Consider the following 24,399-nt stretch of genomic DNA (forward strand, 5'->3'; position numbering starts at 1 on the left):
TCCGTTTCGCCGGTCTTCGGGGACGTTGTCCGGCAAAACGTCTGGCAGACTCGAAGGGTGGCTTCGCTGGGGTGGGCGGTCGTGCTGTCGGTGCTGTCCGCCGCCAGCTACGCGGCCGCGGCGGTGGCGCAGGAGCGCCTGGCCGAGCACGGACAGCGCGGCCTGTCCCGCTGGGCCGCGGCCCTGCTGCTGACCGGCGGCGGAGTGGTGCTGCACGTGATCGCGCTCGACTTCGGCACGGTCGCGGTGGTGCAGGCCCTGGGCACGCTGACCCTGCTGTTCGCGCTCCCCATCGCCCGGGTCCGCTACGGCGCGAAGATCAGCGCCGCCGCCTGGGCCGACGCCCTGCTGACGGTGGCCGGCCTGGCCGTGATCATGTCCCTGTCGGTGGAGTCCGGCAAGCCGGCCCTGCTGACGACGGCCGAGGGTCGCGACATCTCCCTGATCACCGTGGGCGCGGTGGTCGTGCTCGTGCTGGTGTCCTGGCGCTGCGGCCCGCGCATGCGGGGAGTCCTGCTGGCGGCGGCGGCCGGCACGGCCTTCGGCATCTCGTCGGTGCTGTCCAAGGCGGTGATCGGGGCCGTGACCGACGACGGCTTCGGCTCGGTGTCCCCGTTCATCCTGGGCATGGTGCTGCTCTTCGCGGTCGGCGGATATCTGCTGGGCCAGTTCTCGTACCGGGGCGCGGGCTTGGCGGCGCCCCTGGCCACGGTCAGCGTCTCGAACCCGATCGTCGCCGCGACAGCCGGCGTCATCGTCTTCGAGGAGAGCTTCCGCTTCGGCGCCACGGGCAATGTCGTGGTCGCGGTGGCCGCCCTGGTCATGACCGCCGGCGTCATCGGCCTGGCCCGCCGCACGGCCGCGCCGCCCAGCTCCCCGTCCGCCACCTCAACCTCGGGCGAGCTTTCCCGGCCGGCCACCCACTGAGCCGTCCGGTGGGTCCGGGCACCACGAGCGCAGGGTCGCTTCGTCGCCGCCGATCAGAGGACAGCATGCGTCGCAGAGTAAGTGGTCCGTTTGTCCATCGTGGGTGGACGAAAGGGCGGCATTGACGATGATCTAGATCCGATCGGGCGTCCCGGTACGTGCTCCTGCTCGACGGGGCGACGCTCACGCCCTCAATCGAGGAGTTTTCATGTTCAAGTCGAAGCGTTCCCGGGTTCGTGCCGCCGCCGGGGTGGGGATGGCGGCCGTGATCGTGGGGGTCGGTGCGGTGACATTCAACGCGTCCGCGGCTGAGCAGTCGGCGGTGGCCGTGACCGCGCCCGACGGGCGGGCCGTGTCGATTCCGGGGATTCCGGCGGCCATCAAGCCGCCCAAGGGCAGCAAGCCGATCGGGGCGTACGTCGTCGCCTCCGGCACGCAGACCTACACCTGCGCCAACGGGTCGTTCGCGGGGGCGTCCGTGCCCGAGGCGCAGCTGATCGGCACGGGTGGGCGCGTGCACCACTTCGCCGGGCCGAGCTGGCAGTCGACGCGGGACGGCTCGCTGGTCAGGGCGGCCAAGGAGGCCGAGAGCCCGCGGGCCGGCACGATCCCGGAGCTGCTGCTCAAGGTCACCGAGAAGTCGGGCTCGGGTGTGCTGAGCCGGTCCACCTACATCAGCCGGTTGCTCACCTCGGGCGGCACCGCGCCGGCCGGCACCTGCGTCGACGGGGCGAAGAAGGCGGTGCCGTACGGCGCTGTCTATGTCTTCTGGACGAACTGAGAGACCAGGGCCAGGACGATCCCGATGGCGGTGAAGACGAGCGCGACCGCCCAGGTCGCGCTCGTCGGCCGCTCCACTTTGGGCACGATCTTGAAGTCGGTCGCCCGCAGGCTCACCCGCGGTGATGCCGTGCTGCCGACGGTGATGAAGCTGAACTGGATGGCGTTGCCGTGGTTGAGAAGTGTCTTCGGGGCCTGGATCTCGCGGCCCGAGGCGGACACCACGACTCCCTCGAAGAAGTCCGGGCCCGACTGCGGGTGATCGAGGAAGCCGATCTCGGCCTGGATGATCCGCCCGTCCGGGACGCGGACGGTCAGCGGCCGCTCGATGTCCGATTTCCGGAGGCTGGCCCGGCCCGTGTTGGTGGCCCGGACGATGTGGAACCTCGGCGATCGGAGAGGGCTGCCGTCGTACGTCAAGCCGATCTTGCCGTCTTTGAAACCGGCGATCTCGGGCTGAAGCTTGACCTCCTCCACCTCGACGGCGATCTCGCGGTGCCGATCCTTGCGCCGGTCGAGGACGGTGGACAGGAGGCTCGCGGCGGCGACCGCGAAGGAGCCGAGCGCGATGTATGCGGTGACTTCCATGTGACCACCTCGAATCTCTGAAGAGACCAGAAGGCCGCCACCTCGCTGGTGCCCCTCAGCAGTCAGCAAGATCGCGGCTTCATGGTGGTGCTGTCCTTTTTGCCCTGGCCTCCAGTAGAACATGCCACCAAGCTGTCCGCTAGCTGTCACTCTGCCATGTTGCAGATCGCGAAACTGACGGCTCGTAATCGGCCGATGATCGGGCGTAACTTGAGGACGGCAGGTCGTTCCCCCTCAGCGGTGAGGAGCCACCATGAAGAAGCTCATCAACGACCCCTCGAACGTCATCGCCGACGCCCTCCACGGCATCGCCGGCGCCCATCCGGAGCTGCGCGTCGACCACGAGAACCGGATCATCGTGCGCGGCGACGCGCCCGTGCGCGGCAAGGTCGGCCTGGTCTCGGGCGGCGGATCCGGGCACGAGCCGCTGCACGGCGGCTTCGTCGGTCCGGGCATGCTCGACGCCGCCTGCGCCGGCGAGGTCTTCACGTCGCCGGTGCCCGACCAGATGGTGGCGGCCACCCAGGCCGTCGACGGCGGCGCCGGGGTGCTGCACATCGTGAAGAACTACACCGGCGACATCATGAACTTCGAGCTCGCGGCCGAGATGGTCGCGGCCGACAGCGGCACCGAGGTCGTCGCGGTGGTCGTCGACGACGACGTGGCCGTGCAGGACAGCCTCTACACGGCCGGGCGCCGCGGCGTCGGGGCCACCGTGCTGCTCGAAAAGGTCGCCGGGGCGGCGGCCGAGGAAGGCCGTCCCCTCGGTGAGGTGGCCGAGGTGGCGCGCCGGGTCAACGCGTACAGCCGAAGCATGGGTCTGGCCCTGACCTCGTGCACCGTGCCGGCGGCCGGCAAGCCGACCTTCGACCTGCCCGAGGACCAGATGGAGGTCGGCATCGGCATCCACGGCGAGCCCGGCCGCCGCCGCGTGCCCGTCGCGCCGGCCCACGAGATCGCCGAGATGCTGGTCGGCCCGATCCTGTCCGACCTCGACTACACCGGCGGCGACGGCGCCATCGTGTTCGTCAACGGCATGGGCGCCACCCCGCTGATCGAGCTGTACGTGATGTTCAACGAGGTGTCGCAACTGCTCGCCAAGGCCGGCGTCCCGGTGGCGCGGTCGCTGGTCGGGCCGTACATCACCAGCCTCGACATGGCGGGGTGCTCGGTCACGCTGCTGAAGGCGGACGACGAGATCCTGCGATTGTGGGACGCGCCGGTGAACACACCGGCCCTGCGGCGCGGGGTCTGAGGCCGGTGGACACGGCGGCGCTCACCGCGTGGATCCGGGAGTTCGCGCGGCTGATCGCGCAGAACAAGGAACTGCTGACCGAGCTCGACTCGGCGATCGGCGACGGCGACCACGGCGTGAACATGGACCGGGGGATGACGGCGGTCGTGTCCGCATTGGACGCCGAACCGCCGGATACCCCGTCGGCCCTGCTCAAGAAGGTCGGCATGACCCTGATCAGCAAGGTCGGCGGTGCGAGCGGGCCGCTCTACGGGACGGCGTTCCTGCGGATGGCCGCGGCGGCCGGCGACTCGGTGGAACTCGACAAGATCCTGCGGGCCGGGCTCGACGGGGTGATCGCCCGGGGCAAGGCCGAGCCCGGCGACAAGACCATGGTCGACGCGCTCCGGCCGGCGGTCGAGACGCTGGAAGGCGGCGGCAGCCTGCCGGACGCGGTGCGGGCCGCCGAACAGGGACGGGACGCGACGATCCCGATGGTCGCGCGCAAGGGCCGGGCGAGCTATCTGGGTGAGCGCAGCGCCGGGCACGCGGATCCCGGGGCGACCTCGGTGACACTGCTGCTGAAGGCGCTGGATTCCTGATGGTGGGCCTGGTGGCGGTGTGCCACAGCCGCCCCCTGGCCCGGGCCGCGGCCGAGCTGGCCACGGAGATGACGAAGGGGCGGCCGCTGCGCGTGGAGATCGCGGCCGGACTCGACGAGGAGACGTACGGGACGGACGCGGTCGCCATCATGGAGGCGGTGGCCGCGGCCGACGACGGCGACGGGGTCGTCGTGCTGATGGATCTGGGCAGTGCGGTGCTCTCGGCGGAGACGGCGCTCGAGCTGCTCGACGACGCGCTGCGGGAGCGGGTGGTGCTGTGCCCGGGGCCGTTGGTGGAGGGGCTGGTGGCGGCGGCGGTCGCGGCGGCTTCGGGAGCCGGGCGCGAGGAGGTGGCGGCCGAGGCGGCCGAAGGGCTGGCGGGTAAAGAAGCCCACCTCGGCGTCGTTTCTCAAGATCAAATTATGGGGGGTACGTCGGTAGGGCCGTCGGCCAAGGTGCAAGTGAACGAACCGCACGGGTTGCACGCGCGGCCGGCGGCCCGGTTGGTGGGCCTGGTGAGGTCCTTCGACGCGCGGGTCGAGGTGCGTAACGCGACCACGGGGTCGGCCTGGGTGCCCGCGGAGAGTTTGTCCAAAGTGGCGACGTTGGGGGTGCTTCAAGGGCAGGAGCTGGAGGTACGGGCGTCGGGAGCCCAGGCGCGGGAGGCGGTCGAGCGGGTTGTAGCACTGGTGGGCTCCGGTTCGGGTTTGTCCACAGGGTTGGAGTTGTCCACAGGCGGGCCGCGGGATCTTGGGTTCGGGGGTCAGACTGGAGCAGGCGGGGGCCCCCTGGGGAGGGCGGGGTCGTCACCGTCCTGGGGTGAGCCGCAGCGAGCTGGGGCGGCGTCTCCAGGAGTGGCCATCGGGCCGTCGGCGCAACTGCGCGTGGCGCCGCTCGACGTGCCCAGCGCGCCCTCCCTCGGGCCGGACCCAGAGCGCCGCCGGCTCGACCAGGCGCTCGACGAGGCCCGCCGTGTGATCGCCGGCCTCCCCGGCCCGATCTTCGACGCCCACCTGATGCTGCTCGACGACCTCGTACCCGAGGCCCGGGCCCGGATCGATCAGGGCCTGCCCGCACCCCAGGCCTGGAACCAGGCCGTCTCCACCATCGCCGCCGACTTCGACGCCCTCACCGACCCCTACCTGCGCGGCCGCGCCGCCGACGTCCGCGCCGTCGGCCAGCAGGTTCTGCGCGTGCTCCTCGACGCGCCCGCCACCACCGCGACCATCGACGGCGTCCTGATCGCGGCCGACCTCACCCCCGCCGAGGCCGCCACCCTCGATCCCGCCCGCACGGTCGGCGTTCTCCTGGCCGCCGGCAGCCCCACCTCGCACGCCGCGATCCTCACCCGCACCCGCGGCATCCCGGCCGTCGTCGGCGCCGGCCCACAGATACTGGAGATCCCCGACGGCACCTTGATCGCGTTCGACGGCGGCTCCGGCGAGGTCGTCGTGGCCCCTTCGGATTCCGTCCTCGATTCCTTCCGCGCCCACGCCGCGGACCTGCGGACACGACGGGAGGCCGCCCGTTCCCGGGCCGCCGAGCCCGCCGTGACGGCTGACGGTGTGCCGGTCGCAGTGGGCGCGAACATCGGCTCGGTCGAGGAGGCCCGGGCCGCCGCGGCCCACGGCGCCGACCTGGCCGGCCTCGTACGCACGGAGTTCCTTTTCCTCGACCGCACTCAAGCGCCCGACGTGGACGAACAGGTCGCCGTCTATCGCGCCGTCGCCGAGGCCCTCGACGGCCGCCGTGTCACCCTGCGCACGCTCGACGCCGGCAGCGACAAGCCCCTGCCCTATCTGCCGGCGCCGGCGGAGGCCAATCCCTTCTTGGGCGTACGGGGTCTGCGCCTTTCCCTGGCGCATCCGGCGGTCTTCGCCGAGCAGCTCCTGGCGATCGCCCGGGTGGCGCGGGAAGCCCCGGTCAGCGTGATGTTCCCGATGGTCACCACCGTGGACGAGCTGCGCCGGGCCCGCGTGATGCTCGACGAGGCCGTCGCCCGCACCGGCCCCGGGCGGCCGGACGTGCTGGGCGTGGGCATGATGGTCGAGGTTCCGGCGGCCGCTCTGCGGGCGGCCGAGTTCATCCCGTATGTCGACTTCTTCAGCGTCGGCACCAACGACCTGACGCAGTACACGCTGGCCGCCGAGCGCGGCAACACCGCCCTCATGTCCCTGACCGCCGGCCTCGACCCGGCCGTGGCCCTGCTCATCGACGGGCTGTGCCGCGCCGCCGCCGACCGCGTTCCGGTCGCCGTCTGCGGCGAGCTGGCCGCCGACGAGCGGGCCGTGCCGCGCCTGCTCGCCTCCGGCGTCCGCCAGCTGAGCGTGGCGCCCGCCCTGATCCCGCTCGTCAAGCAGGCCGTCCGCGCGACCTAGACCAGGCCGCCCATGCCGGGGTCGCTGATGCTTTCCTCGCCGTTCTCCAGGTGGCCGGCGTAGCGGCGTTCAAAACCGGCGCCCGTCACGGTCAGGTCGTACCAGCCGCGCGTGCGGGCGGCCGGACGCTCGTACGTTCGGCTCGCTCCGGGACGTACGGCCAAGCGCTCTGATTTGTGGGTGTAGCGGTCGGAGACGGTGACCTCGGCGCGCCCGGCGCCGTGATTGCGGATCTCCAGCGTGACCGTCTGCCGATGGTCGTCGCAGCTCGCCCGCACCTCGACCGGGGATGTGCCCTGGAAACGGCGGAAGAAGCCGTTCGGGCCGCGTACCTCCAGATCGGGAACCCCGGCCCAGGTTCCGCTGAGGCGTTTGCCGGGCTCCACGGTGTACGTCCGCGGCGCCACCGTCGCGTCGGCCGAGTGGACGTGGAAGACCGCGGTCGCGTGCCCCGTGTTGCGGAACTCGATCGTGAAGCCGTCCCGGCCGGCCCGGCCGTCCGCGTGCAGCCGGTAGGGGAGCGGGCGGGCCGGCCGGACGCCGTGCTCCTGCTGGGGCAGCTCCGGGTCGGCCGGCGGCACCGGCACCTCGTCCGGGCGCCGGTTCAGCGTGGTCGGCTTGAACTCGTCCGTGCCGGGCAGCGACGGCAGGCGCCGGTTCGGGTTCTTGAAGTCGAACGCGCTGGTCAGGTCGCCCGCCACGGCCCGCCGCCACGGGGTGATGTTCGTTTCGACCAGGCCGAACCGCTTCTCCAGGAAGCGGATCAGCGACGTGTGGTCGAACAGCTGCGAATTGACCCAGCCGCCGCGGGTCCACGGCGAGACCACGATCGTGGGGACGCGGATGCCCAGGCCGTACGGCCCGGCCGGATGGTTCGCGCTGCCCGGGAAGATCTCGTTTGTGGTCGGCACCGTCGACTCACCCGGCGTCGGCGGCACCAGATGGTCGAAGAAGCCGCCCTCCTCGTCGTAGGTGACGATCAGGGCCATCCTGCTCCACACCTTCGGGTTGTCGGCGAGGATGTCGATGACGCGGGAGACGTACCACTCGCCGTAGTGCGGTCCCCAGTTCGGGTGCTCGGTGTAGGCCTCGGGCGCGACGATCCAGCTCACCTGGGGCAGTCGGCCGTTCTCGACGTCGTCGCGGAAGTCGGTGAGCAGCTTCTCCGGGTCGCGGCCGAGCTGGGCGACCTCGGTGCCGGTCTTCGCCTTGGCCGCGAGCGGGCTGCCGGGCGCGGCGTTCTGGTACTGGTGGAAGTACAGCAGCGAGTTGTCGCCGTAGTTGCCGATGAACGGGTCGTTCGTCCAGCCCCACGACCCGGCCGCGGTCAGCCCGATACCGGTGTCCTGGTAGATCTTCCACGAGACGCCGGCGCGTTCCAGCCGCTCCGGATAGGTGGACCAGTCGTAGCCGGCCTCGGCGTTGTCGACGACCGGGCCGCCGCCCTTTCCGTCGTTGCCGACCCAGCCGGTCCACATGTGGTAGCGGTTGGGGTCGGTGGAGCCCAGCAGCGAGCAGAAGTAGTTGTCGCACACCGTGAAGGCGTCGGCCAGCGCGAAGTGGTACGGCAGGTCGGCCCGGACGTGATGGGTCATCGTCTGCACGCCCTTGTTGGGCACGAACCGGTCGTGGCGACCGCCGTTCCAGGCCGCGTGCGTGTCGTTCCAGCCGTGCGGCGGGTCGGGCAGGAACATCGCGCCCACGTCCGGCACCTCGGGCCGGAACGGCAGCAGGTCGCCGTCGCCGTGACGCTGATGCCAGATCGACTTGCCGTCGGCCCGCCGCACCGGATGGGGATCGGCGAAACCCCGTACCCCTCGCATCGTGCCGAAGTAGTGGTCGAACGACCTGTTCTCCTGCATCAGGAAGATGACATGCTCGATGTCCTGGAGGGTTCCGGTGCGGTTGTCGGCGGGGATGGCCAGAGCCTTCTCGAGGCCCGACGGCATCGCCGAGGCGACCGCGGGAATGCCCAGCATCTGCAGGAAAGTGCGCCGATCCACATTGGCCATGTGCCGCAAGCTAACTTCCGAAGTTGACGCCGACATATACGGGAGTCGATCAGTGAGTGCCTCTGGTCTGTCGGCCTTCTCGCTCGAAGGCCGGAAAGCACTGGTCACCGGGGGCAACCGGGGCCTGGGCTACGCGTTCACCGAGGCCCTGGCCTCGTGCGGCGCGGCGGTCGCTTTCGCCGGCCGCGACGCCGGTGCGAACGAGAGCGCGGTGCGCCGGCTGGCGGCTTCGGGCATTGAGGCGTACGGCATCAGCGCCGACCTGACCCAGGACAGCGGCGCGCAGCGGGCGGTCGACGAGGCGGCCCGCGCCCTGGGCGGCCTCGACATCGTGGTCAACAACGCCGGCGTCTGCTTCCACAACCCGGCCTGGGACGCCCCCGACGACCAGTGGGAGCAGGTTTTCGACCTGAACGTCCGAGCGGTCTGGAAGGTGAGCCTGGCCGCGGGCCGCCACATGCGCGACACGGGCGGCGGGGCGATAGTCAACATCGGCTCGATCTCGGGCCTGATCGTCAACCGCCCACAGATGCAGGCCCCGTACAACGCCTCGAAGGCCGCCGTCCACCAGCTGACGAAGTCGCTGGCCGCCGAGTGGGCCCCGCACGGCATCCGCGTGAACGCGGTGGCCCCCGGTTACGTCAAGACGGAGATGGCCCCGGTCGACCGCCCCGAGTTCCGGCGCATGTGGATCGAGGACACCCCGCAGCAGAGATACGCCACCCCGGAGGAGATCGCCCCCACGGTGGTCTACCTCTGCTCACCGGCGGCGTCGTTCGTCACCGGGGCGGTCCTGGTCATCGACGGCGGTTACACCGTCTACTGATCCTCGTAGTGGTACAGCCGGTCGGGCGTACGACGATGAGCGTCGAGTCCGGCGGTGTCGAACTCGTCAAGCCCACCAGAGGCCCGCACACCCAGAACGCGGAGCGCGCCGTTGATGTCCCGCACCCCGTCGACCCGGCGCAAAGATCCCGGGAAAGTCTCTTTCACGATCAGCGCGCAGATGTTGTGCCCCACAGCCGCGCGCTATCCGAGGTTCTTCGTTTGGGGCTCTTTGGTCGCTTTCTGTGGGTGGCGGGCGCCGGTAGGGTCAGATGTGGCCTTTGCTGGGGAACCGCCGCCTGAGCCTGGGACCGATGGTGGGCTTGATGAGCTAGTCGGGCGGCTTCGGGTGCTCAAGCGGTGGGCCGGTGAGCCCTCCTTCGAAGTGCTCACCGAGCGGGTCGGTGTGACGGCCCGGCGGTCGACCGTCGTCGACTGTTTTCGGGTGGGGCGGCGGCGGCTCGACACCGAGCTTGTGCTGGCCATCGTTCGGGCTCTCTGCCCGGATGACGACTATGTGGACCGGTGGCGGTCGGCGCTCCGGGCCGTCGGTGGTGAGGCCGAGGCGGCGGCTCTGGTCAGCGTTCAGGATCGGCTGCCGCCCGATCTTGTGGAGTTCACCGGGCGGGTGGGTGAGCTCGACCGGATCCTCGGCGCCGAGCGGGGGCATCTGGCCATCACCGGTATGGCCGGTGTCGGGAAGACACAGCTCGCTGTGCGGGCTGCTCACCTGATGAAAGGGCGCTTCGAACGGGTGCTCTTCGTCAACCTGCGCGGGTTCCATCCCGATCCGGGGCAGCCGCCGGCCGATCCGGGTGCGGTGCTGGGTGCGCTCCTACGGCTGCTCGGGATGCCGGGGCGGCAGATCCCGCACTCGGTTGCCGCCCGGACCGCGGCGTTGCGGGAGAAGGCCGCCGGCACCCTCGTTCTGCTGGACAACGCGGCCGACGCCGAGCAGGTCCGGCCGCTGCTGGCCGATGCTCCCGGCAGCCTCACGCTCATCACCAGCCGGCACCAGCTGGCCGGTCTGAACACCTTGACCGTTGACGTGTTCGGCGCCGACGAGGCCGCCGCTTTTCTGACGCGTGCTCAGCGGCCGGACGATCCCCGGGCCGTGGCCCGGATCGCCCGGCGCTGTGGCTATCTTCCGCTCGCGCTCGGGCTTGTCGCCGGGCACATCCGGGCCACGCCGGGGTGGTCGCTGACCGATCACGCCGACCGGCTGGACGAGCGCCGCCAGCTCGAGGGTGGCGTCGAGCTCGCCCTCGACCTCTCCTACCGCGATCTGCCCGCCGAACAGCGGCGTCTGCTGCGGCTGGCTGCCTCGCATCCGGGTCAGGACCTTGACGCGTACGCCGTGGCGGCTCTCGCCGGTGACGATCCGCAGCGGGTGGAAGGCCGGCTCGACGGCCTCTGCGACGACCATCTGCTCTCCCGGTCCGCGCCCGGCCGGTACACGTTCCACGACCTCGTCCGTGCCTACGCCGTCGAGAAAGGGCGGGACGAGGACAGCCCCCGGGAGCGCCGGGCCGCGCTGACCAGGTTGTTCGACTACTACCTGGCCGCGTCGGCCGAGGCCATGGACGTGCTGCACCCGGTCGAGGCGCACCGGCGGCCGCGGGTGGCCACCAGCGGCATCCTGACCGCGGCGCCGGCCGACGCCGGGGCGGCCCGGCACTGGCTGGACACCGAGCGGGCCACCCTGGTCGCGGTGATCGCGCACATGGCCGGGGAGGGCTGGCCGGGGCACGCCACCGGGCTGGCCCGCATCCTGTTCCGCTATCTCAACGGCGGCCACAACCACGACGCCGTCACCGTGCACGGCCTGGCCCGGGCGGCGGCCGAGCGCGGCGGCGACCTGGCCGGTGAGGGGCACGCCCTGACCGATCTCGGCACCGCGCTGTGGCGGCTCGGCCAGGGCGGCGCGGCCGCGGACAGTCATCGACGGGCGGTGGAGTTGTTCCGGCGTACGGGCGATCTCGTCGGCCAGGCCCGGGCGCTGCTCAACCTCGGCGTCGTGGTGACGCAGCTGGGCCGCTATCAGGAGGCGGCCGACTGCTTCGGGCGGGCGCTGGTCCTCTATCGGCAGTCCGGTGATCCGCTCGGCGAGGGCCGCGCGCTGGCCCGTGTCGGCTACATCGAGCACACGCTGGGCCGCTACGACGAGGCCGCCGACCACATCGCGCAGGCGCTCGCCCTCTGCCGGGCCAACGGCGACCGGATGGGTGAGGGCAGCTCTCTGAAGAGCCTCGGCGAGGCCGAGACGGAGCTCGGGCGGTACGAGGCGGCGGCCGAGCATCTCTTCGAGGCGCTCGCGCTCTTCCAGAAGGAGCTCGGCGATCGTACGGGCGAGGCCAGCGTCCTTTACGCCTTGGGGATGCTGGGCACGAGACGGGGTGAGGCCGAGGCCGCCGGCCATCACCGTCAGGCGCTCGGCATCTTCCGCGAGACCGGATATCGCGACGGCGAGGCGGCCGTCCTCAACGGGCTGGGCGAGGCCGCGGACGACCCGGCCGAGGCGCTCGCCCATCACGCCGGGGCCCGCGTCATCGCCGAGGAGATCGGCGCCCGTGAGCTGCTGGCCCGCGCCCACGCCGGTCTCGGCCGCTGCCATCGCCTTCTGGGCAACGCCGCGGACGCGGACACGCACGAAAGGCGGGCGGCCGAGCTCAGAACGCCCGCGGCAGATTCACCGTGACGATCAGGCCGCCCTCGGGGCGGGCCTCCGCGCGGACTTCGCCGCCGTGGGCGCGGGCCACCGCCCGTACGATCGAAAGCCCCAGGCCCGCCCCCGGCGAGTGCAGGCGCTCCGAGCCGTACCGATGGAAGGGTTCGAAGAGCCCCGGCACCTCGTAACGCGGGATGACCGGGCCGGAGTTGCTCACCTCGACCTGGACCCGGCCGGCGAGCGTCCCGGTCACCACGCGGACCCAGCCGTTGCCGGGCACGTTGTGCCGCACCCCGTTCTCGACCAGGTTCTGCACCAGGCGTTCCAGCAGCACCGGGTTGCCGGCCACCGGCGCCTCGCTCAGCGAGGTCACCACCTTGACCGTGTCGGAGACGGCCACGTGGTCGACGATGTCGGACAGGTCGACGAAGGAGCGTTCGGCCACCGGGCGCTCCGACTGGGCCAGCAGCAGCAGGCCGTCGATCAGCCGCCCGTGCCGGTCGTTGATGGCGATCAGGGTGCGGCCGAGGTGACGTACCTCCTCGGAAGCCTCCTCGCGCGACAGCGCGACCTCCAGCAGGGTCCGGTTGAGCGTCAGTGGGGTCCGCAACTCGTGCGAGGCGCTGGCGATGAAGCGGCGCTGCCCGTCGAAGGAATGGTCGAGCCGGGCCAGCATGATGTCGAAGGTGTCGGCCAGCTCCTTGATCTCGTCGCGGGGACCGTTCATCGCGATCCGCTCGTGCAGGCCCTGGTCGGCGTCGGGGGCGTCGGCGATGCGCCGGGCCGTCGCGGTGATCTGCTGCAACGGCTGGAGCATGCGGCCGGCGACCAGCCAGCCGAGCGCGATCGCGGCCGCGCTGACCACGGCCAGCGCGATGGCGCCCTGGGTGAGCATGGTGTGCAGGGTGCCCTCGCGGGTCCCCTCGATGAACTGCTGGACCTCGAGACGTTCACCGGGTGCGGGGAGGGCGGTGTCGAATTTCGCCGCGGCGGTGGGCAGCCGCTGCGACACCAGCACGTAGGTGGCGCCGAGCAGCACCAGCCCGGCCAGGACGAACAACCCTCCATAGACGAGGGTCAGCCGGCCGCGGACGGTGAGTCTCATGCGATCCGATACCCCACTCCCGGTTCGGTGAGCACCACGGGCGGATCGCCCAGCTTCCGCCGCAACTTCAAGATCGTCATCCGTACGGCGTGGGTGAACGGATCCGCGTTCTCGTCCCAGGCCTTCTCGAGCAGCGTCTCGGCCGACACCGCCGTCCCGTCGGCCCGCAGCAGCTCGGTCAGCACGGCGAACTCCTTGCGCGACAACGGAACGTAACGCCCGTCGCGGTGGACCTCGCGCCGGTGCGGGTCGAGGCTGATGCCGCCGCGGCGCAGGATCGGCGGCACGGCCGGGCGCGACCGCCGGCCGAGCGCGATGACCCGGGCCGAGAGCTCGCGCAGGGCGAACGGTTTCGGCAGATAGTCGTCGGCGCCCAGCGACAGCCCGGTGACCCGGTCGTCGATGCCGGCCGCGGCGGTCAGCATCAGCACCCGGGTGTCGCTGCGGCGCTCGACCAGCGCCCGGCACACGTCGTCGCCGTGCACGGCCGGCAGGTCGCGGTCGAGCACCACCACGTCGTAGTCGTTGACGCCGACCCGTTCCAGGGCGGCCGCGCCGTCGTAGACCACGTCGACCGCGTGGGTGTCCTGCCGCAGGCCCTGCGCCACCGCGTCGGCGAGCAGCGGTTCGTCCTCGACCACCAGGATCCGCATGCGCCCATCCTCTCGCGCCGGAGCGTCACCTGGGCGTCACGTTTTTCCGTGACGGCCGGGAAACCCGGCTCCCGCTCTACTTCGGGGCGTGACAGCGACCTGGAGGAGGCTGGAAATGCGAAGAGCGAAGCTGCTGACGGTGGGCCTGATACTGGTCCTGGCGCCGGCCGCGTGCGGGCGGGCCGCCGCCGGCGACGGGACGGGGGTGGCGACCGCGCAGTCCGGCCCCGCGACACCCACGGCCAGTCCGAGCGCGCCGGCGGAACCCGATGAGGACACCGCCCTCAAGCATGCGCAGTGCATGCGCGAACAGGGCCTCACCTGGTGGCCCGACCCCAAGCCGGGTGGCCGGACGACCATCAAGACGCCGAAGGGTTTCGATCCGGAGAAGATGGAGAAGGCGGAGGAGGCCTGCAAGGAGTTCGCTCCCAACGGCGGCGAGCGGCCGCAGCCCGACGCCGAGATGCTGGAGCTGGCGCGGCAGATGGCCAAGTGCATGCGGGAGAACGGCGTGCCGAACTTCCCCGATCCCCAGCCCGACGGCTCCCTGCAGCTCGACGGCAAGAAGCTCGGCACCGGCCCCGGCGATCCGACGTTCGACAAGGCCGAGAAGGCCTGCTCCCAGTACCAGCCCGACGGCGCCACGCACGAACGTCGTCAGGAGGGGACGGCGGCATGAGCAGGCGCGGCAACAGCGTGGTGGCGGGCGTTCTCGCGGTCGGCGCCGTCGCGGCGGCGGTCACCGTCTTCAATCTGCCGCCGGCGGAGAGCACCGACGGTTCCACCGGCGGCAAGCAGGTGGAGACCGCGGAGGTCAGCAAGCAGACCCTGGTCGACACCGAGTCGCACGACGGCACCCTCGGTCACGGCGACACGTCCTCGGTCCCGGCCGGCGAACAGGGCACGGTGACGGCTCTGGCCGCCGCCGGCAGCACGGTCACCCGCGGAAAACCCCTCTACAAGATCAACAACCAGCCGATCACCCTTCTGTACGGCTCATTGCCCGCCTATCGCACTTTGAAGGCCGGCGTGGAGGGCAGTGACGTCCGGCAGTTCGAGAAGAACCTGTGGGCGCTGGGCTACCGCGGTTTCACCGTCGACGACGAATACACCTCGGCCACCGCCGGCGCGGTCGAGCAGTGGCAGGACGATCTCGGCCGCGAACAGACGGGGGCGGTCGAGACCGGTCAGATCCGCTACGCGCCGGGCCAGGTGCGCGTCGACTCGCACAGCGTCGAGCGGGGCGCGGTGGTCCAGCCGGGCACCGAGGTGCTCCAGACGACCGGCACGACGATGGTGGCCACGGTCTCGCTCGACGTCGACTCGCAGCGCCTGGCCCGCAAGGGCGCGAAGGTCGATGTCACCCTGCCCGACGGCAGCGACGTCCAGGGCACCATCACCGCGGTCGAGACGGTGGTCGAGCCGGGACAGGGCAACGAGGAGGACACCACCAAGATCGAGATGACGGTCGCGTTCGCGAAGTCGCCGCAGGGCCTCGACGAGGCCGCGGTCACCGTCGGCTTCACGTCGTCGCGGCGGGAGAACGTGCTGACCGTCCCGGTCACCGCGCTGCTCGCGCTCTCCGAGGGCGGCTACGGCGTCGAGGTCTCCGAGAACGGCGCCACCCGCGTCGTCGCGGTGAAGACCGGCCTGTTCGCCGGTGGCGAGGTCGAGGTGTCCGGCGCTGGGCTGGAGGACGGCACGCTGGTGGTGGTCCCGTCATGAGCGCGGTGATCGAGCTGGCCGGCGTCAGCAAGTCGTATCCGGGCGGGGTCACGGCGGTGCGCTCGGTCGACCTGGCCGTCGAATACGGCGAGCTGGTCGCGATCGTCGGGCCGTCCGGATCGGGCAAGTCGACGATGCTGCACCTCATCGGCACGCTGGACCGGCCCACCCACGGCACCGTGCGCATCGACGGGCACGACGTGGCCACGCTGTCCGACCGGCAGTTGTCGGCGCTGCGGGCGCGGCGGATCGGCTTCGTGTTCCAGCAGTTCCATCTCGCGCCGGGCCGGGACGCGGTGAACAACGTCGCGGACGGGTTGCTGTACGCAGGCGTACCCCGGAAAGAGCGTGAGTGGCGCGCCGAGGCCGCCCTCGTCCGGGTCGGCCTGGGTGACCGGCTCACGCACCGGCCGCACGAGCTCTCCGGCGGCGAACGGCAGAGGGTGGCCATCGCGCGGGCGGTGGCCGGGGACCCGGCGGTGTTGCTGGCCGACGAGCCGACCGGAAACCTCGACTCGGTCTCCGGGGCCGGAGTGGTCGAGCTGCTGCGGGAGCTGAACGCGGCCGGCACGACGATCATGGTGATCACCCACGATCACGAGATCGCCGACGGCCTGCCGCGGCAGGTGCCCATGCGCGACGGGCAGGTGATCTGATGTCGCTCAACCCCGCCCGGTTGCGGCCGGCGGATCTCTTCCGCCTCGGTGGGTACGGCCTGAGGGCGCGCCCGTTGCGGGCGGTGCTCTCGGCCCTGGGCATAGCGATCGGGATCGCCGCGATGATCGCGGTCGTCGGCATCTCGTCGTCGAGCCGGGCCGACCTCGACCGCGAGCTCGCGGCCCTGGGCACGAACATGCTGACTGTGTCACCCGGGCAGACCATGTTCGGCGACCAGGCGACACTGCCCGACGAGTCGGTGTCCATGATCCGCCGGATCGGCCCGGTGCTGGCGGCCACGGCGACCGGTGCGGTGTCCGACGCCGCCGTCTACCGCACGGACAAGATCCCGTCCGGTGAGACGAACGGGATCGCGGTGCTGGCGGCGGAGCAGGCGCTGCTGGAGACGGTCGGCGGATCGGTCGCGGACGGCACATGGCTGAACGCGGCGACCGGGAAGTATCCGGCGGTGGTGCTCGGCGCGGCGGCGGCCCGGCGGCTGGGCTATCCGCCGACGGTCTATCTGGACGGGCGCTGGTGGACGGTGGCCGGTGTGCTGAGGCCGGTGCCGCTGGCACCGGAGATCGACCAGTCGGTGCTGGTCGGATGGGAGGCCGCGGGCACGTACCTCGGCTTCGACGGGCACCCGACGACTGTCTACACGAGATCGGCCGACGCGCAGGTGGAGGCGGTCCGAGGGGTGCTGGCGGCGACGGCCAACCCGTCCGACCCGACGGAGGTGAAGGTGTCGAAGCCGTCGGACGCGCTGGCGGCCCGGCGGGCGACGAACGACACGTTCACGGCGTTGCTGCTCGGCCTGGGCGCGGTGGCGCTGCTGGTCGGCGGCATCGGCGTGGCCAACACGATGGTCATCTCGGTGCTGGAACGCCGGGGCGAGATCGGGTTGCGCCGGTCGCTGGGGGCGACGCGGGGCCAGATCAGGACCCAGTTCGTCGCCGAGTCCCTGCTGTTGTCGCTGTTGGGCGGGGCGGCGGGCGTTTTCCTGGGGTACGTCGTCACGGGGTTCTACGCGATCACCCAGACGTGGCCGACCGTCGTGCCGGTGTGGGCGCTGATCGGAGGGGTGGCCGCGACCGTGGCGATCGGTGCGGTGGCCGGCCTTTACCCAGCGATCAGGGCGGCCCGGTTGGCCCCTACGGAGGCGCTGGCCACCTAGCAATTCCCTGGCTACCGGGCCTCCCTGGCTACCGGGCCTTCCCTGGCCACCGGGCCTTCCCTGGCCACCGGGCCTTCCCTGGCCACCGGGCCCTCCCCGGCCACTTAGGCCATTCCCCTTCCCCAGCCCACCCTTGCCCGGCCGACCGGTTACGCCGGCCGGCCGGGCTCCGGTGTCTAGCCGACGAGGCTGCGGCGCTCGTCGATCTCCTGCGGCGTCAGCGTGCCGGCTGGATCGTTCCAGTCGACCAGGGTGATGTCGCGGGGCTCGGTGTGACGCTCGTGCACGCCGATCGTCACGATCTCGGGCTCGTGGTGGGCGGCCGTGACCACCAGGTGGTGCAGGCCGGGGCGGACGTTGGCCGCCGCGTACTCGCCGCTGTCGTTCGTGGTCGTCCGGACCAGCTCGCGGCCGGCGTCGTCGAGGGTGAGCACGGTCGCGCCGGCCACCGGGACGCCGGCCGTGGTCCGGACGGTGCCGTGCAGCTCGGTGGAGAACCGGGGAGCGCTCGGCGCCACCCGTTTCGGCGGCCGGGCGGCGAGGGCGAGCAGTGCGGCGGCGCCGGCCACCCAGGCGATCAGGATGGTGAGCGGCCGGGCCAGACCGTGGCCGCCGAAGTAGGCGCTCGACCGGGCGATCTCGATGAACTGCCCGAACGGCAGGACGTCGTGCAGCCACCGGAGCCCGGTGGGCAGCATGTCGGCGTTGACCGTGCCGCCGGAGGTGGGCAGCCCGAGCAGCAGCACGAAGGTCATGGCGACCGGCATCGTGAACTGCTTGACGAACCGCGGCAGCGCGGTGGTGATCCAGCCGATCGCCTGGGTGAGCAGGAAGCCGTAGAGAAGCAGCCACCAGTCGGCCGGGATGACATCGCGCCAGGCCGCCACGGCAAAGGTGAAGACGCTGGCGAACGCTCCCGTGGCCGCGATCGTGACGATCTTCCGGCGCATCGGCCACATCCCGAACTGCAGCATCATGAACGAGGTGATCATGCCGACGAGCAGAAGCGGCAGCCCGTAGAAGAACAGCCCGACCCCGGTGGCGTCCCCACTGGCGGTCGCCACGACGTCGACCGTGTGCGCCGGGTGGAGGACGGCCGTCAGGTAGTTGGCCCGGGTGCTGCTGCCGGCGGTCGAGACGTACAGCGTCTGGGTCGCGGAGTCGTACACCCCAGCAAGCGCGTCCGTCCGCACCCCGCCGATGTCGCTCACCGGCCGAACGTCGACGCCGTCCGGAAGGTGGGCGGGCGCCGCCCCGATGACGCCGAGGTGGACCGCGGTCGGAGCCGGATGCCCGATGCCGACCACGTAGACCGAGGACATGACGGCGGCGAAGAAGAAGGGAAACCAGAGAAGAGAGAGCACGCGTCCCCAGGTGGGCTGGGGAGCGCCGACATGAGCGTTCACGGCGACCTCCGACTTAATGACCATGCGGTTAGTAAGTTAGCTCGTACTGACCGCGCGGACAGTAAGAGGTGCGTCACAGTGCCCGGGGAAGGGAGATGAGATTGATGGCGATGCTTCGTCAGGCAGCGACCTATGAGGCGCATTTGCGCAGGTCAAAGGGAGTTGTGGCGCGCCCGGCAGGATTCGAACCTGCGACCGATGGATTAGAAGTCCATTGCTCTATCCGCTGAGCTACGAGCGCGTGGGCCAACAGCCTATCTTGCCGACCGCGACCCGGGGGTAACCAGGCGTCCCGTCAAAACCGGCCGGAACGTCTATGCCCGAGAGCCCACTCGGTCCCCTCATTCCGGCCCGTCACCAGACCCGAAACCGCTCGTCCGTCCGGAGCAGGAAGGCAAAGCGACCGGCCCCAGCTTTGTCCAAGCTGTCGATGGCGGCATCCGCGGCGGTTTCCTCGGTCAGCCCATCGCGCCGGCGCCAATACGTGACCTGCGACGAGTAGCGCCGGCGAACCAGCTCAGTGTGGCGTTCGGCGATCATGCAGAGAAAATCGTCGACGTGCTGAACATCGATGCCGGCGTCGACCCGATCGAGGCACTGCTGAAAATCGTCGATGTCACTGTCGTTGGTGACCAGAATGTCGACGCCTCCGGCGAAAGCGGCGGCCAGCACATGATGGTCGTTCGGATCGGCGGCGCGGCGAAGGTGATAGAAAGCCTCGGCCAGTACGGCTTCGCTCCACCGCGGTTCGTAGGTGGTGTAGTGGCTGTCGAGCGCCATCAGCACCAACCAGTCCCGCAAGCATCGTGAGTAGAGGACATTGGCGTCTGCAAAGACGCGCAGTGGTACCGGCAGCACGCGCCCACGCTACGACCCGGTGTCCTCAAGCGACAGTCGATTCACTCGTAGATACCAAGGTCATCCTGGTCGGCCATCAGGGCCTCGTATGCCTCTCGTTGCTGCGTAACTCGCCGACGGCGGTAGGTGAGGAGGTCGGCCAAGGCTACGCGGCGGTGTGTGCCTACCTTGTGCGATCTGATCTCGCCCTTGTCGAGGAGGGCGATCAGCGTCGGGCGGGACACGCCGAGCGCTCGGGCGGCCTCGCTGGTGGTGAGCTCCCGGGCCACTTCACTCACGGCTACGCCGTCGCCGCGGTCGAGGACGGCACTCACCTGCTTGAGCAGGTCGACCACGAGAGGCGGCAGGGCGACCTCGCTGTTGTCGCCGGTCCTCAGGCGTACGTCGTAGCGGTCGGCCTGGGAGAGGAGGGCGAAGAGCGACTTGAGGGAGGCGTGTTCCGCGCTTTCATGATGTGCCGCCGCTTCGGAGAGCCGCAGCGCCGTCGCGGCCAAGGTCGTAGCTGTGCCCATGGCCGCAAGCGTGCGCCACAAATGCAATATACGCAAGCTGCTTCGGTTATTTCACCTGTTGGCGTCCTCCGGGGCCGGGGGAACCTCGATCTCCGGGGTGCCGACCGGGGGAAGATAGGCGTCGACCCAGCGGCCCAGCTCGCGAAAGACGTCGACCCGTACCTCTTTGCCGGAAAGGGTCAGGTCGTGCATGCCGCCGTCGAAACGGGCGATCGACACGCGCGGGCCCAGGCGCGGAGCCCAGCGGACGATGTGGTCGACATCGAGCACCGAATCGGTGGTCCGCAGGTCGTCGTGCCAGGCCCGGCCGCGGAACGTCCGGGTCGAGCAGGCCACCATGACGGGGGCGTCGATGGCCAGGCCGGCGCGCAGACGCCGTTGACCGCGGCGAATGGCTTCAAGCCAGCCCGTGGTGACCGGGAAACCCAGAACGGGCTTCCACGCCAGGTCGTATGTCCATTCACCTTGGTGGTCGCTGTGCAGGCTCTGGCCGTACAACCCGAGATTGGCCATCGGGATGCGGCGGTACGGCGAGCGGCGGGAAACACCGATCGCGGCCGCCATGATGGGGCGTTTCACCAGCCACGGCACGTTGAAGTCGAAGAACGGGCTGTTCAGGAAGAGGCCGTCGACGATGCCGCGGCCCTGCCGTGAATGCGACCACAACGACGTGATGAGCCCGCCGGTGGAATGGCCGGCAACCAGCAGCTGGTCGTGCCCGTCGTCCTCGCGGATGATGCGGGCCGCCTCGTCGAGCTCCGGGTAGTAATCGGTGAGGCTGCGCGCGAAGTTCGGCGTCTGGTGGGGCAGCAGGCTACGCCCGTACTTACGCAGGTCGAGAGCGTAGAAATCCCAGCCGTGCTCGACGAAGAAATCGGCCAGATGGGTCTGGAAGAAATAGTCGACGAACCCGTGCACGTAGAGAACGGCGCGTTTCTGCGGCCTTTCCGCGCGCCGCCGCACCAGCGTGGCGATGACCGCGCCCTCGTCGTCGGACCCCAGGTCGATCGTGTGCCGCTCGTACGGCGCTCCAAGAACGTCGGTCTCCACGGCCCCAGGCTACCGATCGGTACCGCCCACCGCCCGCCTTATCAGATCGCCTGCCCCACCCGCCCGTTTTCCACAGCCCGCTCCGCCGTCCACAGACCCCAGGTCAAGATCCTCTTCCGGTACGCCGTGACGACCACACTGCGGCGGTCAATGTCACACACAGGAGGTCACATCGTGTTCGACACTCACCTGGTCGTCGTGGGCAACGTCCTCGCCGCCCCGGAATGGCGTCGCGTCACCACCAGCGGCAACCTGGTCGCCAACTTCCGGATCGCCTCGAACGCGCGCCGCTTCGACCGCGAGCGCAACACCTGGGTCGACGGCAACAGCCTGCGGATCCGGGTGTCGGCGTGGCGCCGGCTGGCCGAGGGCGTCGCCTCGTCGATCACCGTCGGCGACCCCGTCATCGTGTACGGGCGCCTGTTCACCCGGGACTGGAAGGACGACGAGGGCAACCCCCGCGTCTCGTACGAGATGGAGGCCTATTCGATCGGCCACGACCTGGCCCGCGGCCGGAGCCGGTTCTTCCGCCAGAAGTCGTTGCCCGGCACCACCGCGATCGAGGACGCCGAGGCCGACATGCTCGTCGCCGGCCTGCCGTCGATCCCGTTGACACCCCAGGAGTCCCCGATCGGCTACGGCGAGGGCATGCCGGGTGCCGACGTCCCGTCCTTCACCGAGCCTTCGGCGTTCCCCGAGGTCCCGTCCGAGCTCTCCCCGGTCGCCGCGGCCACGGCCCCGGAGACCCCGCCGGCCGTCAAGGTCCCCGCGTTGCTCGCGGAGGCGTCCGCACCGGGCGCGGAGACCGCCGCACCGGTCGCGAAGGCTCCCGCACCGGTCGCGAAGGCTCCCGCGCTGCTCGCGGAGGCCCCGGCGGCGCCCTCATCGCCGCTGCCCGAGGAGTCGTCGCCGGGCTCGGGAGAGCCTTCCACGCTGACGGCGGTTCCTGACACCGAGCCGGAGACGCCTTCCGGCGAGGAGGAGGCACCCCCGGCCGACGACTTCACCCTCGAGGTCGAGCGGCTCACAGCGGCGCAGCCCACCACCCCGGCCCGGCGCGGCCGGCGCTCCTCCAAGCGGGAGCCCATCGCGGCCTGACCGGCAACGCCCGGCCGGCCCAACCGCCGGCCGGGCGTCATTCCCCGCCGCCCAGTTATGGCGGCCTTTGAAGCTGGCACCAGGGAGGGGGTGGTTCGGAGGGGCGGTCGCATCTACAGTCGGCCGGTGCTCAAGCGGGAACTGGTGTTTCTTTCGGCTGCCCTGATGGGTGCGGCGTTGCTGAGCGGCTGTGGCGACCACGCGGAGAAGTCCGCGGCGGCCGCTCCGGCTCCGATCTCGGCTGCGCCGAATACCACGGGCCCGGCGGCGTCCTCGGCCGGCGCGACAGCGGCGCCGAACCCGTCCGCTTCGGCGGGAGGGGTTCCGTCGGCTGGAAAGGCGCCGTCGGCCGGCGCGTCGTCGGCTGGGGGAGTGTCACCGCCCGCGAAGCCGGTGAAAACTCTGCCCAAGCCGGGCAATCCGGGCGGTGGTGCCGCCGTTCCCGCGGACGCCCGTGCGGTCGACACCAGCAAGCCGGACCGGACTGTCGGTGATGGCACGCCGGCCAGCTGCACCTCGGCCGCCGTGGTCAAGGCGGTCGCCCGGGGTGGCGTCATCACGTTCGACTGTGGGCCCAACCCGGTCACCATCACGATGACGGCCACGGCCAAGGTGCACAACACCAGCTCCACTGTGGTGCTCGACGGGGGAGGGCGGGTCACGTTGAGCGGCGCCGGCAAGCGCCGGATTCTCTACATGAACACCTGCGATGAGGAGCTGACCTGGACGACCTCGCACTGCAACGACCAGGAGACGCCGCGGCTGACCGTGCAGAACATGGTCTTCGCCAAGGGCAACAGCACCGGTCAGACCGTCGAGGGTGGAGGTGGCGGCGCCATCTTCGCCCGGGGCGGGCGGCTCAAGGTGGTCAACTCGCGCTTCACCGGGAACCGCTGTGACGGGACCGGGCCCGACCTGGGCGGGGCCGCGATCCGCGCGCTCGATCAGAGCCGCGATCTTCCGGTGTACGTCGTGAACAGCACCTTCAGCGGGGGTGTGTGCTCGAACGGCGCCGCCCTGAGCAGCATCCAGGTTTCCTGGACGGTGCTCAACAGCGTGTTCACCGGCAATGCGGCCGTCGGGCGCGGGGCCAACCCGGCCCGCTCCGGCACGCCCGGCGGTGGCAGTGGCGGGGCGATCTATCTGGACGGCAACGGCTTCACGCTCGCGCTGGACGGGTCGGTCATCAAGGACAACTCGGCCAAGGAAGGGGGTGGCGCCGTCTTCTTCGTCAGCAATGACCGCAGCGGCACGTTGAAGATCCGGAACTCGACGTTGGCACAAAATCCGAGCGCCGGGTTCGAGACCGCCGGGCTGCCGGGCATCTTCTATCTCGGCCGGGGTGAGCCGTCGATCAGTGGCTCCACCTTGAAGAAGTGAGATCACCGGGCCGTACGGGGGAGGCGCACCCCCGAACGGGGTGGGCCGATCGTGCCGCGTTAACGGCCCGCCCGGCCGACCTGCCCGGTTGGTCCTGGCGTGCCCGCGACCGGCAGACTGGGGCCGTGCTGTTGAAGGAGATCCGCGCGATAGCGGGCGAGACGTTGGTGATCGCCCCGCACGACCAGGACGCCGAGACTGCCAACACCAGCTGGTTCGGCGCACCGATGCACGAACGCATAAGCATGACGGCGGACGAGGTGGTCTCCGCTTTCGAGGAGACGGCCGAGCTGCTGCGCGACCAGGTCGCGGCCCTGCGGCACTACGGGCCGGCGACGTTCTACGTGTGGCACGACCCGCAGGCGGGGCAGCTGCGCTGCTCGACACGCTCCTGCGGGCACGACCAGTTGCCGTTCGAGACCACCTACCGGACGACGGGTGACCTTCAGGCCATCGTCGTCGAGTTCCTCGAGGATCGCGCGCCGGGCGCGATCGCCTGGGGCCAGATGGAGCCGGTGCCGTTCCCGGACGGCCCGGTCCTCGAGGAGGACGAGATCGCCGTCTGGGTCTGCGACCTGAGCCAGCCGGCCCCCAGCCCCGCGCAGGCCTGAGCCCGCAGCCGCCCGGCTCTGGCCCCACACGGGCCTGAGCCGGCGGCGCCGGCCTGAACGGGCCTGAGCCGGCGGCGCCGGCCTGAACGGGCCTGAGCCGGCGGCGCCGGCCTGAACGGGCCTGAGCCGGCGGCGCCGGCCTGAACGGGCCTG

General features: G+C 70.9%; 22 protein-coding genes, 1 tRNA gene and 1 pseudogene. 14 read left to right on the plus strand and 10 right to left on the minus strand.

The annotated features are described in order from the left end of the window. Positions 1 to 57 precede the first annotated feature (57 nt). Entirely contained in the window at positions 58 to 927 is an 870-nt protein-coding gene (locus ACFY36_RS45570) for a DMT family transporter (protein ID WP_499752173.1), read from the plus strand. A 208-nt stretch (positions 928 to 1,135) separates the two neighbouring features. Further along, positions 1,136 to 1,708, plus strand: coding sequence for a DUF3455 domain-containing protein (locus tag ACFY36_RS45575; protein ID WP_499752174.1), 573 nt, complete (start codon positions 1,136 to 1,138; stop codon positions 1,706 to 1,708). Here ACFY36_RS45575 and ACFY36_RS45580 read toward each other — a convergent pair. Further along, the gene (locus ACFY36_RS45580; protein WP_499752175.1) at positions 1,687 to 2,295 is read right to left on the minus strand and encodes a hypothetical protein; all 609 of its coding nucleotides are present in this window, start codon (positions 2,293 to 2,295) and stop codon (positions 1,687 to 1,689) included. The two genes, ACFY36_RS45575 and ACFY36_RS45580, sit on opposite strands and share 22 nt — an antisense overlap. A 253-nt stretch (positions 2,296 to 2,548) precedes the next feature. On the opposite strand from ACFY36_RS45580, the gene dhaK reads away from it, so the two are divergent. Genes dhaK through ptsP form a run of 3 tightly spaced genes read left to right on the plus strand, consistent with a single transcriptional unit; the run spans position 2,549 to position 6,509 of the window. Next, the gene (dhaK, locus tag ACFY36_RS45585; protein WP_499752176.1) at positions 2,549 to 3,550 is read left to right on the plus strand and encodes a dihydroxyacetone kinase subunit DhaK; all 1,002 of its coding nucleotides are present in this window, start codon (positions 2,549 to 2,551) and stop codon (positions 3,548 to 3,550) included. A gap of 5 nt (positions 3,551 to 3,555) precedes the next feature. Continuing rightward, the gene (gene dhaL / locus ACFY36_RS45590) at positions 3,556 to 4,131 is read left to right on the plus strand and encodes a dihydroxyacetone kinase subunit DhaL (protein ID WP_499752177.1); all 576 of its coding nucleotides are present in this window, start codon (positions 3,556 to 3,558) and stop codon (positions 4,129 to 4,131) included. Next, entirely contained in the window at positions 4,131 to 6,509 is a 2,379-nt protein-coding gene (ptsP, locus tag ACFY36_RS45595) for a phosphoenolpyruvate--protein phosphotransferase (RefSeq protein WP_499752178.1), read from the plus strand. Before dhaL ends, ptsP begins: the two co-directional genes overlap by 1 nt. Here the strand turns inward: ptsP and ACFY36_RS45600 are convergent. After that, complete coding sequence (locus tag ACFY36_RS45600; protein WP_499752179.1) at positions 6,506 to 8,521, minus strand: phosphocholine-specific phospholipase C; 2,016 nt, start codon at positions 8,519 to 8,521, stop codon at positions 6,506 to 6,508. The genes ptsP and ACFY36_RS45600 overlap by 4 nt on opposite strands. A 52-nt stretch (positions 8,522 to 8,573) precedes the next feature. Between ACFY36_RS45600 and ACFY36_RS45605 the strand changes: the two genes are divergently transcribed. Continuing rightward, complete coding sequence (locus ACFY36_RS45605; RefSeq protein WP_499752180.1) at positions 8,574 to 9,347, plus strand: SDR family NAD(P)-dependent oxidoreductase; 774 nt, start codon at positions 8,574 to 8,576, stop codon at positions 9,345 to 9,347. Here ACFY36_RS45605 and ACFY36_RS45610 read toward each other — a convergent pair. Further along, on the minus strand, positions 9,341 to 9,514 hold the full coding sequence (locus tag ACFY36_RS45610) for a hypothetical protein (RefSeq protein WP_499752181.1): 174 nt from the start codon (positions 9,512 to 9,514) through the stop codon (positions 9,341 to 9,343). The two genes, ACFY36_RS45605 and ACFY36_RS45610, sit on opposite strands and share 7 nt — an antisense overlap. 181 nt (positions 9,515 to 9,695) lie before the next feature. Here ACFY36_RS45610 and ACFY36_RS45615 point away from each other — a divergent pair, with 181 nt between their 5' ends. Beyond that, complete coding sequence (locus ACFY36_RS45615) at positions 9,696 to 12,044, plus strand: ATP-binding protein (protein WP_499752182.1); 2,349 nt, start codon at positions 9,696 to 9,698, stop codon at positions 12,042 to 12,044. Here the strand turns inward: ACFY36_RS45615 and ACFY36_RS45620 are convergent. Then, complete coding sequence (locus ACFY36_RS45620) at positions 12,016 to 13,119, minus strand: sensor histidine kinase (protein ID WP_499752183.1); 1,104 nt, start codon at positions 13,117 to 13,119, stop codon at positions 12,016 to 12,018. The genes ACFY36_RS45615 and ACFY36_RS45620 overlap by 29 nt on opposite strands. Continuing rightward, on the minus strand, positions 13,116 to 13,772 hold the full coding sequence (locus tag ACFY36_RS45625; RefSeq protein WP_499752184.1) for a response regulator transcription factor: 657 nt from the start codon (positions 13,770 to 13,772) through the stop codon (positions 13,116 to 13,118). The genes ACFY36_RS45620 and ACFY36_RS45625 overlap by 4 nt, the downstream gene beginning before the upstream one ends. 115 nt (positions 13,773 to 13,887) lie before the next feature. Between ACFY36_RS45625 and ACFY36_RS45630 the strand changes: the two genes are divergently transcribed. From ACFY36_RS45630 to ACFY36_RS45645, 4 genes are read left to right on the plus strand one after another with little or no spacing between them, the layout of a single operon-like run. After that, the gene (locus ACFY36_RS45630) at positions 13,888 to 14,451 is read left to right on the plus strand and encodes a hypothetical protein (protein WP_499752185.1); all 564 of its coding nucleotides are present in this window, start codon (positions 13,888 to 13,890) and stop codon (positions 14,449 to 14,451) included. Beyond that, the gene (locus ACFY36_RS45635; protein WP_499752186.1) at positions 14,448 to 15,497 is read left to right on the plus strand and encodes an efflux RND transporter periplasmic adaptor subunit; all 1,050 of its coding nucleotides are present in this window, start codon (positions 14,448 to 14,450) and stop codon (positions 15,495 to 15,497) included. The genes ACFY36_RS45630 and ACFY36_RS45635 overlap by 4 nt, the downstream gene beginning before the upstream one ends. A 5-nt stretch (positions 15,498 to 15,502) precedes the next feature. Continuing rightward, on the plus strand, positions 15,503 to 16,153 hold the full coding sequence (locus tag ACFY36_RS45640) for an ABC transporter ATP-binding protein (RefSeq protein ID WP_499752248.1): 651 nt from the start codon (positions 15,503 to 15,505) through the stop codon (positions 16,151 to 16,153). Next, the gene (locus ACFY36_RS45645; RefSeq protein WP_499752187.1) at positions 16,153 to 17,331 is read left to right on the plus strand and encodes an ABC transporter permease; all 1,179 of its coding nucleotides are present in this window, start codon (positions 16,153 to 16,155) and stop codon (positions 17,329 to 17,331) included. The genes ACFY36_RS45640 and ACFY36_RS45645 overlap by 1 nt, the downstream gene beginning before the upstream one ends. A gap of 176 nt (positions 17,332 to 17,507) precedes the next feature. Here the strand turns inward: ACFY36_RS45645 and ACFY36_RS45650 are convergent, their stop codons facing one another. From ACFY36_RS45650 to ACFY36_RS45670, 5 genes are all read right to left on the minus strand, one after another. Further along, positions 17,508 to 18,761, minus strand: a complete 1,254-nt coding sequence (locus ACFY36_RS45650) for a carboxypeptidase regulatory-like domain-containing protein (RefSeq protein ID WP_499752188.1) — start codon at positions 18,759 to 18,761, stop codon at positions 17,508 to 17,510. Between the two features lie 141 nt (positions 18,762 to 18,902). Continuing rightward, a tRNA-Arg gene (locus tag ACFY36_RS45655) sits at positions 18,903 to 18,978 on the minus strand. A gap of 113 nt (positions 18,979 to 19,091) precedes the next feature. Further along, positions 19,092 to 19,595, minus strand: coding sequence for a hypothetical protein (locus ACFY36_RS45660; RefSeq protein WP_499752189.1), 504 nt, complete (start codon positions 19,593 to 19,595; stop codon positions 19,092 to 19,094). 41 nt (positions 19,596 to 19,636) lie between these two features. Then, positions 19,637 to 20,107: a helix-turn-helix domain-containing protein gene (locus ACFY36_RS45665; RefSeq protein WP_499752190.1), complete on the minus strand. Its 471-nt coding sequence runs from the start codon at positions 20,105 to 20,107 to the stop codon at positions 19,637 to 19,639. Positions 20,108 to 20,158: 51 nt separating this feature from the next. Continuing rightward, a complete protein-coding gene (locus tag ACFY36_RS45670; protein ID WP_499752191.1) occupies positions 20,159 to 21,157 on the minus strand; it encodes an alpha/beta hydrolase in 999 nt (332 codons plus the stop codon). A gap of 171 nt (positions 21,158 to 21,328) precedes the next feature. On the opposite strand from ACFY36_RS45670, the pseudogene ssb reads away from it, so the two are divergent. The 3 genes and pseudogenes from ssb to ACFY36_RS45685 form a co-directional block, all read left to right on the plus strand. Then, positions 21,329 to 21,689 (plus strand): annotated as a pseudogene (gene ssb, locus ACFY36_RS45675) (single-stranded DNA-binding protein); the annotation flags it as partial. Positions 21,690 to 22,420: 731 nt separating this feature from the next. Then, a complete protein-coding gene (locus ACFY36_RS45680; protein ID WP_499752249.1) occupies positions 22,421 to 23,635 on the plus strand; it encodes a hypothetical protein in 1,215 nt (404 codons plus the stop codon). Positions 23,636 to 23,760: 125 nt separating this feature from the next. Beyond that, a complete protein-coding gene (locus tag ACFY36_RS45685) occupies positions 23,761 to 24,246 on the plus strand; it encodes a hypothetical protein (protein ID WP_499752192.1) in 486 nt (161 codons plus the stop codon). The last annotated feature ends 153 nt before the right edge of the window (positions 24,247 to 24,399 follow it).

The organism is Actinoplanes sp. NPDC000266 (assembly GCF_042899005.1).
Lineage (GTDB): Bacteria > Actinomycetota > Actinomycetes > Mycobacteriales > Micromonosporaceae > Actinoplanes.

Excerpts from the sequence above, each read along its gene's own strand:
- dhaK (WP_499752176.1), top strand. The coding sequence starts at position 2,549 with ATGAAGAAGCTCATCAACGACCCCTCGAACGTCATCGCCGACGCCCTC.
- ACFY36_RS45575 (WP_499752174.1), top strand. The coding sequence starts at position 1,136 with ATGTTCAAGTCGAAGCGTTCCCGGGTTCGTGCCGCCGCCGGGGTGGGG.
- ACFY36_RS45645 (WP_499752187.1), top strand. The coding sequence starts at position 16,153 with ATGTCGCTCAACCCCGCCCGGTTGCGGCCGGCGGATCTCTTCCGCCTC.
- ACFY36_RS45620 (WP_499752183.1), bottom strand. The coding sequence starts at position 13,119 with ATGAGACTCACCGTCCGCGGCCGGCTGACCCTCGTCTATGGAGGGTTG.
- ACFY36_RS45635 (WP_499752186.1), top strand. The coding sequence starts at position 14,448 with ATGAGCAGGCGCGGCAACAGCGTGGTGGCGGGCGTTCTCGCGGTCGGC.
- ACFY36_RS45600 (WP_499752179.1), bottom strand. The coding sequence starts at position 8,521 with ATGGCCAATGTGGATCGGCGCACTTTCCTGCAGATGCTGGGCATTCCC.
- ACFY36_RS45580 (WP_499752175.1), bottom strand. The coding sequence starts at position 2,295 with ATGGAAGTCACCGCATACATCGCGCTCGGCTCCTTCGCGGTCGCCGCC.
- ACFY36_RS45680 (WP_499752249.1), top strand. The coding sequence starts at position 22,421 with ATGGGTGCGGCGTTGCTGAGCGGCTGTGGCGACCACGCGGAGAAGTCC.
- ACFY36_RS45650 (WP_499752188.1), bottom strand. The coding sequence starts at position 18,761 with ATGGTCATTAAGTCGGAGGTCGCCGTGAACGCTCATGTCGGCGCTCCC.
- ACFY36_RS45630 (WP_499752185.1), top strand. The coding sequence starts at position 13,888 with ATGCGAAGAGCGAAGCTGCTGACGGTGGGCCTGATACTGGTCCTGGCG.
- ACFY36_RS45665 (WP_499752190.1), bottom strand. The coding sequence starts at position 20,107 with ATGGGCACAGCTACGACCTTGGCCGCGACGGCGCTGCGGCTCTCCGAA.
- ptsP (WP_499752178.1), top strand. The coding sequence starts at position 4,131 with ATGGTGGGCCTGGTGGCGGTGTGCCACAGCCGCCCCCTGGCCCGGGCC.
- ACFY36_RS45625 (WP_499752184.1), bottom strand. The coding sequence starts at position 13,772 with ATGCGGATCCTGGTGGTCGAGGACGAACCGCTGCTCGCCGACGCGGTG.